General features: G+C 65.3%; 13 protein-coding genes. 9 read left to right on the top strand and 4 right to left on the bottom strand.

The annotated features are described in order from the left end of the window. Positions 1–65 precede the first annotated feature (65 nt). The 8 genes from pyrB to FPK30_RS05145 all read left to right on the top strand — a co-directional run bounded on the left by pyrB (position 66) and on the right by FPK30_RS05145 (position 7679). Complete coding sequence (gene pyrB, locus FPK30_RS05180) at positions 66–1073, top strand: aspartate carbamoyltransferase (RefSeq protein ID WP_101432406.1); 1008 nt, start codon at positions 66–68, stop codon at positions 1071–1073. Then, the gene (locus FPK30_RS05175) at positions 1070–1483 is read left to right on the top strand and encodes an aspartate carbamoyltransferase regulatory subunit (RefSeq protein ID WP_024627991.1); all 414 of its coding nucleotides are present in this window, start codon (positions 1070–1072) and stop codon (positions 1481–1483) included. Before pyrB ends, FPK30_RS05175 begins: the two co-directional genes overlap by 4 nt. A 1-nt stretch (position 1484) precedes the next feature. Then, positions 1485–2906, top strand: a complete 1422-nt coding sequence (locus tag FPK30_RS05170) for a dihydroorotase (protein WP_144085601.1) — start codon at positions 1485–1487, stop codon at positions 2904–2906. After that, on the top strand, positions 2894–3955 hold the full coding sequence (gene pyrF / locus FPK30_RS05165) for an orotidine-5'-phosphate decarboxylase (protein WP_144085600.1): 1062 nt from the start codon (positions 2894–2896) through the stop codon (positions 3953–3955). Before FPK30_RS05170 ends, pyrF begins: the two co-directional genes overlap by 13 nt. After that, positions 3952–4797: a dihydroorotate dehydrogenase electron transfer subunit gene (locus tag FPK30_RS05160; RefSeq protein WP_144085599.1), complete on the top strand. Its 846-nt coding sequence runs from the start codon at positions 3952–3954 to the stop codon at positions 4795–4797. The genes pyrF and FPK30_RS05160 overlap by 4 nt, the downstream gene beginning before the upstream one ends. Continuing rightward, positions 4794–5741 (top strand): dihydroorotate dehydrogenase, encoded by a 948-nt coding sequence (locus FPK30_RS05155; RefSeq protein ID WP_144085598.1) that lies wholly within the window; start codon positions 4794–4796, stop codon positions 5739–5741. The genes FPK30_RS05160 and FPK30_RS05155 overlap by 4 nt, the downstream gene beginning before the upstream one ends. Further along, positions 5738–6487, top strand: a complete 750-nt coding sequence (gene pyrE / locus FPK30_RS05150) for an orotate phosphoribosyltransferase (protein WP_232345815.1) — start codon at positions 5738–5740, stop codon at positions 6485–6487. Before FPK30_RS05155 ends, pyrE begins: the two co-directional genes overlap by 4 nt. Positions 6488–6614: 127 nt before the next feature. Then, complete coding sequence (locus FPK30_RS05145; protein ID WP_144085597.1) at positions 6615–7679, top strand: DsbA family protein; 1065 nt, start codon at positions 6615–6617, stop codon at positions 7677–7679. Between the two features lie 110 nt (positions 7680–7789). On the opposite strand, the gene FPK30_RS05140 is transcribed toward FPK30_RS05145, so the two are convergent. Genes FPK30_RS05140 through FPK30_RS05130 form a run of 3 tightly spaced genes read right to left on the bottom strand, consistent with a single transcriptional unit; the run spans position 7790 to position 11471 of the window. Next, a complete protein-coding gene (locus FPK30_RS05140) occupies positions 7790–8728 on the bottom strand; it encodes a LysR family transcriptional regulator (protein WP_144085596.1) in 939 nt (312 codons plus the stop codon). Between the two features lie 24 nt (positions 8729–8752). Continuing rightward, entirely contained in the window at positions 8753–9535 is a 783-nt protein-coding gene (locus FPK30_RS05135; protein ID WP_144085595.1) for a 2,3-bisphosphoglycerate-dependent phosphoglycerate mutase, read from the bottom strand. A gap of 28 nt (positions 9536–9563) precedes the next feature. After that, the gene (locus FPK30_RS05130; RefSeq protein ID WP_144085594.1) at positions 9564–11471 is read right to left on the bottom strand and encodes a bifunctional ADP-dependent NAD(P)H-hydrate dehydratase/NAD(P)H-hydrate epimerase; all 1908 of its coding nucleotides are present in this window, start codon (positions 11469–11471) and stop codon (positions 9564–9566) included. Between the two features lie 170 nt (positions 11472–11641). Here FPK30_RS05130 and FPK30_RS05125 point away from each other — a divergent pair, with 170 nt between their 5' ends. Beyond that, the gene (locus FPK30_RS05125) at positions 11642–12295 is read left to right on the top strand and encodes an MgtC/SapB family protein (RefSeq protein ID WP_260804450.1); all 654 of its coding nucleotides are present in this window, start codon (positions 11642–11644) and stop codon (positions 12293–12295) included. Between the two features lie 21 nt (positions 12296–12316). Here the strand turns inward: FPK30_RS05125 and FPK30_RS05120 are convergent, their stop codons facing one another. Next, on the bottom strand, positions 12317–13918 hold the full coding sequence (locus FPK30_RS05120; RefSeq protein ID WP_144085592.1) for an ABC-F family ATP-binding cassette domain-containing protein: 1602 nt from the start codon (positions 13916–13918) through the stop codon (positions 12317–12319). Between the last annotated feature and the right edge of the window lie 19 nt (positions 13919–13937).

The following is a 13937-nucleotide window of genomic DNA, read 5'->3' as shown; positions in this document are numbered from 1 at the left end:
GGTCCATCCGGGGTCGTATGCTTGTTCAGGTCACATAAGGTGGCCACCTTGAGGAAGGTGAGCCGTTGTCCCAACAAGTTGATCACGCATCCAACACCTCTTCCGCCGTCGTTCCCCTTCGTGGGCGAAGTGTGGTAACCCTCGACGACATTCCCATGACCCAGATCCTGGATCTGCTGGATCGTGCGGCCTACATCGACACCCATCGCCGCCAGGTGGCCCATACCTGCGACGGCCGGGTCCTGGCCACGCTCTTCTATGAACCCAGCACCCGCACCCGGCTCAGCTTCGAGACGGCCATGCTCCGTCTGGGCGGCCAGGTCATCGGATTCGCCGGCGCCCAGCTGGCCAGCGTCTCCAAGGGGGAGTCCATCAGCGACACCCTGAAGACGGTCTCCAACTACGCCGACATCGTGGCCATCCGCCATCCCAAGGAGGGAGCCGCCCTGGTGGCCTCACAGGCAGCCACGGTCCCGGTCATCAACGCCGGCGACGGCGGGCACATGCACCCCACCCAGACCCTGACCGACCTGGCCACCATCCGCGCCCGCAAGGGTCGGCTGAACCACCTGACCATCGGCCTGTGCGGGGATCTGACCTTCGGCCGCACCGTCCACTCCCTGATCACCACCCTCTGCCGCCTGGGCCACGTGGACTTCGTCCTGATCAGCCCCGACGAGCTGCGCACGCCCGAATACGTCCTGGAGAGGATCCGCTCCTCGGCCGACTGCACCTACCGGGAGACCGGCGACCTGAACGGGGTCATCGGCGACCTGGACGTGCTCTACATGACCCGTGTCCAGCAGGAGCGCTTCTTCAACGAGGACGACTACCTGCGCCTGCGCGACACCTACATTCTGAATGCCGACAAGCTTCGGGCTGCGCGACCCGACATGGCCATCCTCCACCCGCTGCCCAGGGTCAACGAAATCGCCGTGGAGGTGGACGATGATCCGCGTGCGGCCTACTTCCAGCAGGTCCGCAATGGCATGCTGGTCAGAATGGCCCTGGAGAGCGCCCTGCTGGGTGACGAGCTGCCCGGTTACCGCAAGCAGAAGGAGGTGGCCGCATGAAGGTCACCAGCATTGTTGATGGCATCATTATCGACCACGTTCGTGCGGGCACAGCCCTGAAGGTCTTGCACTATCTGCGCGTGGATCCGTCGCAGACCCGGCTGGCCCTGATCATGAACACGGACAGCCGTAAGTACGGGTCCAAGGACATCATCAAGATCGAGCAGACCGGGGATCTGGATCTGACCGCCCTGGGATTCATCGCCCCCGAGGCCACCGTCGACGTGGTCCGGCAGGGCAGGATCGTCAGCAAGCATCAGCCTGACCGCCCCAGCCATCTAGTCAACGTCATCACCTGCGTCAATCCCCGTTGTGTGACCACGGTGGAGACCGGCGTGGACCAGCGCTTCCACCTGGACGCTGCCGGGGTCTACCGCTGCGACTACTGCGACGAGAAGGCTGAAGACTGACATGCGGCTGCTGGGGTTGACTGATTGGCGCAGCGGCAAGGCGGTCGATCTGGTGCTTCCCCAGGCCGTCGACAGTGCGCTGATCGACGAGACCGGTGCCATGTCAGCAGGGGCGGATCGGATAGACGCCTCGGGGCTGGTGCTGGCTCCGGCCCTGGTCGACCCGCACGTCCACCTGCGTGACCCTGGCCAGACCGACAAGGAGGACATGGTCACCGGCACCGCTGCAGCAGCCTCTGGAGGCTATGGGCTGATACTGCTCATGCCCAACACCCAGCCTGCCATGGACGGCCGAGCGCGGATGGCCAACGGGCGCACAGTCATCGACTATCTGGAATCCTATGAGCGGGACCATGGGCTGCACCTGCCGGTGGACTACGCCCTGTGCGTGGCGGCCACCATGGACCGGGCAGGCCGTCTGGCCTCAAACCCAGACGACTGGTCGGGGCATCTGCCTGGCCACGGATGGGCCCACCCTGTAGTGGCCATCAGCGATGACGGCTCGGCCGTGACCGATCAGACCCTGGAGGCTGTGGCCGCCAATGCCCGGTCTGTCAACCTGCCCATCCTGGATCACTGTGAGCACCACGAGCACGGTCAGGTCAACCTCGGAGCCGTGAGCCGCCAACTGGGGCTGGAGGGGATTCCCGCCTCGACCGAGACCGCCGTCATCAATCGCGACATCGCCCTGGCGGAACGCACCGGCACCAGGGTGCATCTGCAGCATGTCAGCACTGCCGAAGGATTCGAGGCCGTCCGCAGCGCCAAGGCCCGTGGGCTGCCGGTCACCTGCGAGACCGCGCCCCACTATCTGGCTCTCTGCGACGAGGATCTGCTGCGTTGCGGCAGCATGGCCAAGATGAACCCTCCGCTGCGCTCCCGCGCCGACCAACAGGCGGCCCTGGAGGCCGTGGCCGACGGCACTGTGGACATGATCGCCACCGACCACGCCCCCCACACTGCCGCTGAGAAGGCGCTGGGGCTCAAGGATGCCCCCAACGGCATCATCGGCCTGGAGACTGCCTACGCGGTCTGCGACCAGGTTCTGGTCACAAGCGGGCTCATCGGCCATGACCGCCTGATAGAGCTCATGTCCCTGGCCCCGGCCGAGCTCATGGACATGCGGCGGCTCCTGCCCGAAGACCTGCCCTCGCGCAAGGCCAACACTGGTCACCTTCAGCTGGAGGTCGATCAGCGCAGCGAGGCCGGCCAGCCGCCTGCCGACCTGGTCATCTTGGACCCTGAGGCCAAGTGGGAGGTTGATCCCAGCCGCTTTTACTCCAAGGCACGGAACACCCCCTTTGCCGGCGCGGAACTGGCCGGACGGGTCATGGCCACCATCAAGGAGGGGCGCCTGGTCTTCTCCCGCCTGCCTGCAAGCCGCATCGTCACCAGGGAAAGGAACCGAGCATGGACCGACTGACCGCGCTCATTCAGGACAAGCACAATCCGACGGTGGTCGGCCTGGATCCGCAACCGGAACTGCTGCCCAGCCAGTTGATCGAACAGGCCAGGCAGCGCGCCGCCGGGAGCATGGACCAGATGGGCCTGGACCCCAAGGACCCGCAGCAGAACCAGGGCGAGCAGGCTCAGGCCGTCTGGGCGGACCACCTGGCCCGGGCCTATCTGCGCTTCAACCTGGCCATCCTGGAGGGCGTGGCCGACCTGGTGCCTGCAGTCAAACCCCAGATCGCCATGTACGAGGCCCTGGGACCCTGGGGCATCAGGGCCTACACCGGCACCTGCCGGGCCGCAGCCGACCGTGGCCTCTACGTCATCGGGGATGTCAAACGCGGGGACATCGGCTCCACGGCCGAGGCCTACGCCGCCCACCTGGACGGGCTTCCCCTGCCCTTCGCCCCGGGGCAGGCAGTGGACGGGTCGGCCCGGACAGGCGGGAGGTTCCCCTGGTACGAGGATGCCCTGACCATCAACGTCTACCTGGGCTCCGACGGGGTGGAACCCTTCCTGCAGGCGGCCGAGCACATCCAAGGCGACCTCTTCGCCTTGGTGCGCACCTCCAACCCCTCGGGCAGCCAGATCCAGGAACTGGGGCTGGATGCGGACTCAGGCGGCGGCACCATCTATCAGCGTCTGGGCGAACTGGTCGAATCCTGGGGGCAGTCCTCCATGGGCCAATCGGGCTACTCCCGGCTAGGCGCCGTGGTCGGCGCCACCCATCCCGAGGACGGCGCTCTGCTGCGCCGGGCCATGCCCCACACCTTCTTCCTGGTCCCCGGCTACGGTGCCCAGGGCGGTTCGGCGACAGACGTGGCACCCATGTTCGACCGGTCCGGCGGCGGCGCTGTGGTCAATTCCTCCCGGGGGATCATCGCAGCCTGGCGAAAGGATCCGGACTACAGTCCGCAGCTCAGCGTTCAGGCGGCCCTGGGCATGGTCACCCGCGACGCCCGCCAAGCCGCGCAGGCCATGAAGGACGATCTCAATCAGGCGATCAAGGAGGCCCGATGAAACCCAACCTCTTCATATCCACCAGCCAGGTGGAGGAGCAGGCCCAAGAGGCAGGTCGGCTGCCCGGACGGCGTACCGCCCAGGTCACCGGCATGGAGCCTCTGGACCGGCAGGTCTGGCGGATGACCATCCGCGACCCCTACCTGGCAGCCCACGCCCCGGCAGGTGCCTTCATCAACCTCTACTCGGCCGACCGCATGACTATGATGCCCAGGCCCTTCGGCATCAGCCGGGTCCTGGAGAGCGAGCAGATTGAGATCATCTTTGCCGTGGTGGGCCAGGGGACCGATGAGTTCTCCCGCCTGCAGCCAGGCATGGCTGTGGACCTGCTGGGGCCCCTGGGCCATGGCTTCGACCTGGAGAAGCCGGCTGACTATCTGCTGGTGGGCGGCGGTCTGGGCGTCCCCCCGCTGATCCGCGCAGCCCAGTGCCTGCAAGGCCGGTCCGGAGTGCGCACCACCGCCCTGCTGGGCTATAGGGACCACCGGTTTGCCGATGCCATCATGGGCTCGCTGACCGACCAGCTGGAGTCCATCGACAATGCCTCCGGGGATGTCATCACCCTTCTGGACCGGGTTCGCGGCGACATCGATCCCGGGCGGACCATCATCCTGACCTGCGGCCCCCTGCCCATGATGCGGGCCGTGGCCGCCTGGGCCAGTAAGGCCGGCCTGCCTGCCCAGTGCTGCATGGAGTCCCGGATGGGGTGTGGCTATGGCACCTGCGTGGCCTGCGTGGTCGACACCGTGGACGGCAGACTCAAGGTCTGCAAGGACGGTCCGGTTTTTGCCGCCGACCGTCTGATCTGGGATGCAGGCGGGGACAAGAAGGAGGCACGATGAGCGGGCTGACAATCATGGATCCTCTTGAGCCGCACACCTGGCGGCATGGCACGGTTGTGGCCGGCATGCCCTGGAAGAACCCGGTGGGCACGGCCTCGGGCACCTTCAACCTGGATGCATGCGGCGACTATTACGACGTCTCCCAGATGGGTGCCATCTCCACCAAGGGGGTTTCGCCGGTGCCCTGGGAAGGCAACCCGACGCCCAGGACCGCCGAGAGCCCAGCCGGCATGGTCAACTCCGTGGGCCTGCAGAACCCGGGCGTGGACCATTACCTGGTGGACGAGCTGCCCAGGCTCAAGGCCCTGGGAGCCAACGTGGTCACCAATGTGGCCGGCCACAGCGACGAGGACTATGCCACAGTCGTGGAACGGCTGGCCGACTCCCCGGCTGACATGCTGGAGATCAACGTCTCCTGCCCCAACGTCTCACATGGTGGAATGTCCGTAGGCACCGACGCCAAGGCCCTGAACCGGCTGATCACCAGGCTGCGGGGTCTGACCGACAAGCCCATGGTGGTCAAGCTGACCCCCAACGTCACCGACATTGTCGAAGTGGCCCGGGCGGCCGTCGATGGGGGAGCGGATGCCCTCAGCCTGATCAACACCTTGGTGGGCATGCGCATCGACATCAACACAGGCAGGCCCATCCTGGCCCAGGGCACCGGCGGCGTCTCCGGCCCTTGCATCCTGCCCATAGCGCTGTCTTTCGTCTGGCGGGTGCGCCAGGCACTGCCCGAGGTTCCCATCATCGGCATCGGGGGCATCGACTCGGGACGCACGGCCTTGGAATTCCTCTATGCCGGAGCCAACGCCGTGGAGGTTGGGGCTGCGGCCCTGGTGGATCCTGTGGCGCCCATGAGAGTGGCCCGGGAGCTGGACGATCTGTTGGACGAGCGGCCCGATCTGGCCGATTTGCTCAGGAAAGGGGAGTGCTGGCGATGAGCGCATCCGCAACAGAAAACAGAGCCGAGCATGACGGGGATGCCCAGGAGCAGACCCGCCGCATCCAGGAGGGTTTCACCAGCTTCCTGCTGCAGAGCGGAGCGCTCAAGTTCGGTGACTTCACCCTGAAGTCGGGGCGGCGCTCGCCCTACTTCATCAACGCGGGAGCCTTCAATGACGGACGGCTGATCGCCCTGCTGGGGGAGTTCTACGCCAGGACCATCGTGCAAGCCGTAAAGCAGGGGACCCTGCCCGCCGACATCGACACGGTATTCGGTCCGGCCTACAAGGGGATACCCCTGGCCGTCTCCACCGCCATCGCCCTGAGCGGGGCGCACGGCATGCCGGTCGGCTACACCTTTGACCGCAAGGAGGTCAAGGACCATGGCGACGGAGGCCTCATGGTCGGCACCCAGCTCAGGGATGGCATGAGGGTGCTGCTGGTGGATGACGTCATGACCGCCGGGACCGCGGTGCGCCAGGTGGTGCCCAAGATCATGTCCCAGGCCAAGGTGACCATCGTCGGCCTGGTGCTCTCCGTGGACCGGATGGAGCGCACCGGACAGGGCCAGGGCTCGGCTGTCGAATCCATCATGGACGAGTTCCACTTCCCGGTCATCAGCATCGTCAACGTCCGTCAGATCTTCGATGCGGCCGTCTCCATGAAAGGCCCGGACGGGTCGCCCATTCTGGATCAGCGCACGGCCGATGCCGCCAGAGACTACTTGGAGCGCTACGGGGCCTGAGGCAGGTGACCGGCTCATATCGGCGCACATTCTTCGGACGGTCATGCTGTCGGCCGACCCTCGTGTAGATTGGTAAAGGTCCGGCGGGCAGGCCGGCGGATCATCATCGCAAGGAAGGCCATGGATCATGACAAAACCGCTGGAGCAGAACAGTCATGAGGAACCGGACCAGACGGGGATCGACGCGGTGGATGCGGCGGAGCCTGCCGACGGGCGAATTTCGACTGAGGAGAAGCCGGCAGAGACAGGCCAGCCTCAGGTGAGCGAGCCTGAAGAAAGTGCACCTGCACAGAGCTCGCGGAGGGTTCCGTTGATACTGGTGGCGGTGGCTCTTGTGCTGGTGCTTGCCGCAGGCATATACATGCTGTGGGCTGATCGTTCAGCAGGCAGCCAGTCAGCCCAAAATCCTTCATCAGGAGCGTCGACCGCGCAAGTCAGCCATGGTCCCAGCGGGGATGCCAAGGCCTACAAGGCCCTGCAAGAGGTCACCGTCAAGCCTTCGGTGGCCGATGACCAGGGAGGGCTGACCGTTTCAGCCAAGGGTGTCGGCAGCAAGAAGAAGGTTGCCGACGCACCGACCCTTGAGATCTTCATGGACCCCATGTGCCCCTGGTGCGGCAAGGTGGGCCGGGTCATTGATCCCCAGCTGCAGCGCATGATCAGCGCTGGTCAGATCAACGTCACCTACAACTTTTTGAACTTCCTGGATTCGGCCTCCAGCGACCAGTACTCCAGCCGTGTGGACAACGCCCTGGCCATGGTGGCCCAGGAGGATCCGGACCATCTGCCGGCCTTTGCTGCCGCCGTCTTTGCATCCGACTTCCAGCCCGATGAAAGCTCCTATCAGGCGGTCTCTGACGCTCGACTGGCCGACAAGGCCGTGGGGGTAGGGGTCCCTAGGTCTCTGGCAGACCGTTTCGCCCAGGGAACCTACAGGCCATGGGTGGACAAGGTCAACGCCTACGCCATCACCCGCAAGGATGCCAAGGATGCCAAGGGGGAGTTCTCGACCCCCACCATCATGATCAACGGCAAGGTCTGGGATCTGAGCGCAGCGGCAAAGAGCCAGGGCGGACTGGAGCATCTGGACCGGGCCCTGCTCAAGGCCCTGGGACTCAAATCGCAGGATGTGGGCCACCAGGGGAAGATGCCATCTATAGGAGCACAGGGGAAAGCACTGAAAATAGAGTAAGCCACGACCACTGAGATAGCTGTCACAAGCAACTGGCAACCAGCAACGAAATTCAATAATGATCGCTGAGAATCGGCTGTTGCCGTTTTTGGCAGATGCCTGCTTTGCTGCTACTCGCCTGGCTCCTGCTCAATCAGCGAGTATCCGTGGCTGGACACCACCTGGCGCAGCTTGTCCAAGTAGAGTTCGGCGGCATGGGACAGCTTGGTCCGGCTGTTGACGATCCAGCCCACCAGCATGGATTCATCCGACTCCAGGGGGACGCTGACGATCTTCTCGTTGTTCAGGTCCTCGTTGTCGATGCCGGTGCAGACCGTGTAGGCGTTGAGCCCGACGATGAAGTTGAGCATGGTGGCCCGGTCACTCACGGTGATCTGCTTGGGGGAGTAATCGGGCCAGACCGCCTCCTCGGCGAAGTAGAAGGAACCCTCTTCGCCCTGCTCGTACTGCAGGAAGGGGTAGGGCTCCAGGTCCTTCATGGTCACCATGGCCCGATCGGCCAGGGGGTTGGTTCGTGCGATGAAGACATGCAGGTCCGCCCGGAAGAGGGGGTGGAAGTCCAGGTGCTTCTCCCGGAGCATCTTGGACAACACCCGTTTGTTGAAGTCGGACTCGTAGATGATGCCGATTTCGGACTGGAGGGTGGCCACCTGGTCGATGATGTCCCTGGTGCGCGTCTCCCGTATGGTGAATTCGTACTCGTCGGAATCGATGGAGTTGATCATCTCCACGAAGGCTTCCACTGCGAACATGTAGTGCTGGGTGGAGACCCGGCAGAGCTGCTTGCGGGGCCTGACCTGCTTATAGCGGGCCTCCAGCAGGTCGGTCTGGTCCAGAATCTGTCGGGCGTAGGTCAGGAATTCCGCCCCGTCCACGGTCAGAGCGATCCCCTGGGAGTGGCGGGTGAAGATTTCGATGCCCAGCTCGTTCTCCAGCTCCTTGACCGATGAACTCAGTGCCGGTTGGGAGATGTAGAGCTCGTGCGAGGCCTCGTTCATCGAGCCGCATTCGACGATCTTGACGATGTAGCGCAGTTGGAGCAGTGTCATACAAGCCAATCTATACCTAAGGCCCTATCGGCCCAGGGCCGCGGTTTCAGCCATACCCTGGTCGGCGGCCTCCTGATCCAGATAGCGACCCGGACCCTGGACCTGGGGGTTGCCGTCTTCGTCGTTCACGAAGCTGTAAACCATGGGCACGCCAGTGGGCACGTTGATGGATCTGATGTCCTTGTCGTCAACCTTTTCAAGGACCTTGATCAGGCTGCGGACCACGGATCCGTGGGTGACGACGAGCACAGTCCGGCCCTGGGCCAGGTTCGGGGCTATCCGGCTGCGCCAATAGGGTTGCAGGCGAAGCAGCAGGTCCTTGAGGCACTCGGCACGGATCTCGGCCGGATTCCGGCTGTCCAGCCCGTCGCGCATGGCCGGGGCATAGCGCGGATCCCGTCCCTGAAAGTATGGCGAATCGGTTGCAATGGCCGGCGGCCGAACATCGTAGGAACGCCGGTAGATGTCGAATTGCTGCTGGCCGTAGCGTTCCAGCATGGCCGGTCGCGTCTGCCCCTGGAAGGCGCCATAGTGGCGCTCGTTCAGCCTCCAGGTGCGCTCCACCGGAATCCAGGCCCGATCAACCAGATCCAGCACCGTATTGGCGGTGACGATACTGCGGGTCAGCAGGGAGGTGAAGACCAGGTCGGGCAGCAGGCCTGACTCCTTGAGCAGCCGTCCGGCATGGCGGGCCTGATCCAGTCCGCGTTCCGTCAGGGGCACGTCCACCCAACCGGCGAAACGGTTGACCGACTTCTGAGTCCAGACGCTTTCCCCATGACGCATGACGATGAGCTGCGCGGTCATCGAATAGACTCCTTTGCTGATGACGTGTTTAGAACCAAAGCGAGCTGTTCTCGAAGAACTGAGAGGCATCGTCCCCATCCTGGGCGGATTGGTCGTTCTGGTCGGCAGTTCCCTCGGCTCTTGACATGACCAGCCCTATGGCCCTGGGCAGGGCATCGGCCACCTGCCCGGCGCGAATCGGTTGTCCCATGGGCCCTGCAACAGTCCCGTGACCATCCCGCTGGCTGTCCTGGGCTACCAGATCGGCGAAATCCTGGGGCTTGCGGGGGTCGAAGATCAGCGGCTGCTCCCAGCCGGTCTGCCTGCCGGCGCTGGCCAAAGAACCGGCCAGTCCATGCAGGAAGGCCGCAGCTGCCGTCAGATCCGCCATCAGGGTGGCATCATCCTGGATCGGTCCGGCGTTCTGGGCCAGCAGCGCTCCGATGGTGCCGGAGAGCACGTCCCCTGAGCCGGCTGTGGACAGCCAGGCCGGACCGAAGCCGGTGGTCATGACCCGGGGGCGGTCGGTGCCGTCCTCGCCGACGACCAGGGTGATGGCCCCCTTGAGCAGAATGGTGGCCCCGGTCAGCTGGCAGGCGCGGACAGCCCAGTGCAGGGGTTCGGCCATGACCTGGTCGCCGTCCACGTTCTCGCCATGCGAGTTGAGCAGGGCGGCCATCTCGCCCGCATGCGGGGTCAGGACGGTGCGTGGCCCCAGCCGGTCCGGCAGCAGGTCCAGGGCTCCGGCATCGGCGACCACCGGCGGATCGGCCGCTGCCTCGTCCTCGTCCAGATCCGCGGCCTGTCGGTTGAGTATGTCGGCAATCAGATCCCGCTGGCCGTCCTGGCCTTCAGGTCCAGCAGCCTCCTGGGCCTGCCGGGTAGGCACACCCGAACCCAGCACCCAGGACTCGACCCTTCCGCGGCCCAGGACTGTTTCCGGCAGCTCCTGCAGGATCAGATCGCCCACCTGCTCGGGGCCGCAGTAGCGGATCATGCCCACGTTGCCGCTGGCCGCCGCCCTGCTGGAGAGCAGCCCGGCGCCATGGTAGAGGGCGGATCCGGTGACCAGGCCGACCACGCCGCGGCTGTACTTGGTGTCATCCACCCGGGGCGCCCGCAAAAGTCCGGCGCAGTCCTCGGCGTTCATACAGGAGACGCTGGGGACCAGGGCCGAGGTGTCGAAGCCGAAGTCCACCAGGACGACTCTTCCGCAGACGTAGGCGGCCGGAGGCAGCATCAGGCAGGGCTTCATGGCTCCCATGGTCACGGTCACATCCGCCGGTATGTAGGCCCCGGGCAGGGTGCCTTCATCAATGTCCACGCCGGAGGGAGTATCCACAGCCAGCACCAGGGGCCCATCCTGTCCGGCGGGGTCGTGCCAGGCGGGCCTGTCGGGCAGACCGCCCTCCATGCCCAGTTCCGCGGCTAGAGCGGCGGGGATGCCGCGCAGCGCCCCCTTGAGGCCGATGCCCGTCATGGCATCGATGATCAGATCCGCCTGTCGGCACAGCTCCAGGGCCTGGTCCAGCTCTTCGGAGGCCTGGTCCGGGCCGGCCGGTGCCTCGCTGCCGGGGATGGCTGCCTGGGGATCCAGGGCCGTGACCACGCCGCCGGCCCGCAACAGGGCATCCAGCCCACCCTGGTGCAGGCTGCGCCCGGTCGCCACCACCGTCACGTCGGCCCCGTGTCCGGCCAGATCGGCCGAGGCATAGAGCCCGTCGCCGCCATTGTTGCCGGCCCCTGCCAGCAGGACGACCCTGGCGCCTGCCGGCTCCAGCCCGGCCTGGGTCAGCATGACGTCGGCCACGGAGGCCAGGGATCCGGCGGCTATGCGCATCAGGGGCACCCCGTCATCCAAAAACGGCTGCTCCAAGGATCGGATCATGTCAGCGGTATAGGCGCTGGTGGCAAGGGTCCGGCGGGCTTCGCGGCGTTCATCTGGTGACGGATTCATGGCATCACACCCCTCATTCAAAAGATCCACGTGCGGCGGCACGGCCGGCCACGTGCTGGCTCCACTCTATCCGATGGCCTTGTCCTGCAAGCGTTATAAGGTCTGCCTATTTACCAGGGCAGGAAGGGAAATACATGCAGGGATTCGTAATGCCGAACCAGGGCCAGATTATGGCAGTAGTCCTGACGGTGGTGCTCTGTGGCCTGATCGGCTTCGAGCGCGAGTTCCTCAAACACGACGCTGGCATCCGCACCCATATTCTGGTGGGCCTGGGCAGCTGCCTGTTCACCATGGTCTCCCTCTACGGCATCCAGGCCGCTGTGGGCAACTACTCCTGGGATGCCTCCCGAATCGCGGCCGGCGTGGCCTCGGGCATCGGCTTCATCGGCGCCGGAGTCATCTTCTTCAACCACGACTCGGTCAAGGGCCTGACGACGGCCAGCGCCATCTGGGTGGCCGCCGCCGTGGGCATGGCCTGCGGGGTCCAGCTCTTCGCCATCGCCATCCTGGCGGTCATCTTCTACTTTCTGGCCGTCCTGGTCATCGCGCCCATCCTCAAGTGGTTCCTGCGCAACCGTCAGAACACGGTCCTGCGCATCGTATATCAGGACGGCCACGGCTGTCTGCGCGAATCCCTGCTGCTGGCCACCCGCATGGGCTTCGAATCCCGGGTGCTCACCATCCACGAGCTGCACCGGAATGCCTGGAAGGGCGCCGATGTCACCGTCAACCTGCTGGGCAAGGGGGACGTGACCGAGCTGGTCGAATCCATCGGTCAGACCCCAGGGGTCAAAGGCGTGGAGGTCCTGGGGGAGGACGACTGACCCGCTCGCTATTGCGGCTGCCTACTCTTCGGCCACCAGATCCAGGTAGTCGTCGCTCCAGAGGTCTTCATCACCGTCGGGCATGAGCAGCACCCGCTCGGGGTTGAGCGCCTTGACGGCCCCCTCGTCGTGGGTGACCAGCACGATGGCTCCCTCGTACTTGGCGATGGCCTTGAGTATCTCGTCCCGTGAAGCAGGGTCCAGATTGTTGGTGGGCTCGTCCAGCAGCAGGACGTTGGCCCGGCTGGTCACCAGGGTGGCCAGGGCCAGGCGGGTCTTCTCGCCGCCCGAAAGCACCTTGGTGGGTTTCATGGCGTCGTCCCCAGAGAAGAGGAAGGAGCCCAGGATGGTCCGCGCCTGGGTGTTGTCCAGGTCAGGGGCCACATGCTGCAGGTTCTCCAGAACGCTGACGTCGTTATCCAGGGTGTCGTGCTCCTGGGCGAAGTAGCCGATCTTGGCCCCATGCCCCAGGGTCACCTTGCCCGTGTCGGGCTGCTCGATGCCGGCCAGCAGCCGCAGGGTGGTGGTCTTGCCTGCGCCGTTGTATCCCAGGATGACCACCCGGGAGCCCTTGTCGATGGCCAGGTTGATGCCGGCGAAAACGATGTTGGAGCCGTAGACCTTGGACAGGTCCTCGGCCATGATGGGCGTGCGGCCGCAGGGGGCGGGATCCGGGAAGCGCAGGTCGGCCACCTTTTCGGCCTTCTCCGCCTCCTGGGTGTCGGCCAGCAGGCGTTGGGCACGGCGCATCATGTTCTGGGCGGCCACGGCCTTGGTGGCCTTGGCATGCAGGCGGATGCCCTGCCGCATCAGGCGGTCGGCCTTCTTCTCGGCCACCTCGCGTTCACGGCGCCGGCGTTCCTCGTCGACCACCCGCTGGCGCAGGTAGGCCTTCCATCCCATGGTGTACATGTCGATGCAGGAACGCTGGGCGTCCAGGTGCCAGATGCGGTTGACGGTCTCGTCCAGCAGCTCGGTGGAGTGGGAGATGATCAGGAAGCCGCCCTCGAACCGGCGCAGGTAGCCCTTGAGCCACTCGATGGAGTCGGCATCCAAATGGTTGGTGGGCTCGTCCAGAATCAGGGTGTCGGCGTCGGAGAAGAGGATCCTGGCCAGCTCGACCCGTCGGCGCTGACCGCCGGAGAGGGTGCCCAGTGCCTGCTGCAGGGTCTCCTGGCTCAGCCCCAGGCTCTCGCCCATGACGATGGCCTGCGATTGGGCCGCATAGCCGCCGGCGTTCTCGAAGTCCTGCTGGGCCTTGTCGTAGCGCTTCATGGCCTTTTCCATGACCTTGGGGTCGGGACTGGTCATATCGGTCTCGGCCTTGCGCATCCGTTGGATGATGGATGCGATGTCCCTGGCGCTCATGACCCGGTCCAGGGCGCTCTGCTCGGAGTCGCCCGCATGGGTGGACTGGGGCAGGTACCCCAGCTGTCCGGTCACCCGCACCTTGCCGGCCGAGGGGAGCATGTCGCCGGTGATGACCCGGGTCAGCGTGGTCTTGCCGGCGCCGTTGCGGCCCACCAGGCCGATCCGGTCGCCCTTGGTCACGTGGAAGTCGGTGGCTTGCAGCAGTAGTCGGGCACCTATCCGGATCTCAAGTCCCTGCGCCTCAATAGCCATGCCGCCTCCGACCCCGCTT

The organism is Bifidobacterium apousia, assembly GCF_007559275.1.
Taxonomy (GTDB): domain Bacteria; phylum Actinomycetota; class Actinomycetes; order Actinomycetales; family Bifidobacteriaceae; genus Bombiscardovia; species Bombiscardovia apousia.
The sequence above is the reverse complement of the archived record's forward strand: the minus strand, read 5'-3'. Positions and strand labels throughout refer to the sequence as shown.